Source organism: Streptomyces sp. NPDC127092 (assembly GCF_042722475.1).
GTDB lineage: Bacteria > Actinomycetota > Actinomycetes > Streptomycetales > Streptomycetaceae > Streptomyces.
Window position 1 is genome coordinate 1 of the sequence record NZ_JBHXFE010000368.1, and the last position, 729, is coordinate 729.

The following is a 729-nucleotide window of genomic DNA, read 5'->3' on the forward strand; positions in this document are numbered from 1 at the left end:
GGGCTGGTGTAGGGGATGAGGAAGCCGACGACGGTGATTGCGCCGACGTAGAAGAGCAGGATGCGCACGAACACGGTGCGGATCGCCTTGGGCACGTTCTTCTCCGGGTCCTCGGCCTCGCCCGCGGCCACGCCGACCAGCTCGGTGCCCTGGAAGGAGAAGCCGGCCACCATGAAGATCGCCAGGATGCCGGCGCCGCCGCCCACGAAGGGGGCCTCGCCGTCCGTCCAGTTGTGGAAGCCGGGGGAGGAGCCGCCGAGGATGCCGACGATCATCAGGACGCCGAGCACCAGGAAGATCACCACCGTGGCGACCTTGATGAGCGAGAACCAGAACTCGCTCTCGCCGTAGGCGCGCGTGGAGAGGGCGTTGAGGCCGAAGAGCAGCGCGAGGAAGATCGCGGACCAGATCCACGAGGGCACGTCCGGGAGCCAGTACCGCATGATCAGGGCCGCCGCGACGAGCTCGGCGGCCACCGTGATCGCCCAGTTGTACCAGTAGTTCCAGCCGATGGCGAAGCCGAACGAGGGGCTCACGAAGCGGGTCGAGTACTCCTCGAACGCGCCGGAGACCGGCAGGTACGTGGACATCTCGCCGAGCGACTGCATCAGCAGGAACACCATGAAGCCGATGGCCACATAGGCCACGAGGGCGCCACCGGGGCCGGCGGTCGCGATGTTGTTGCCCGAGGCCACGAACAGGCCCGTGCCGATGGCGCCGCCCATCGCG

General features: G+C 68.0%; 1 protein-coding gene. It reads right to left on the minus strand.

Features of this window, described 5'->3' with window-relative positions:
• The coding region (locus tag ACFWJO_RS40485) for an amino acid permease (protein WP_386873377.1) at positions 1–729 on the minus strand (729 nt) is incomplete at both ends.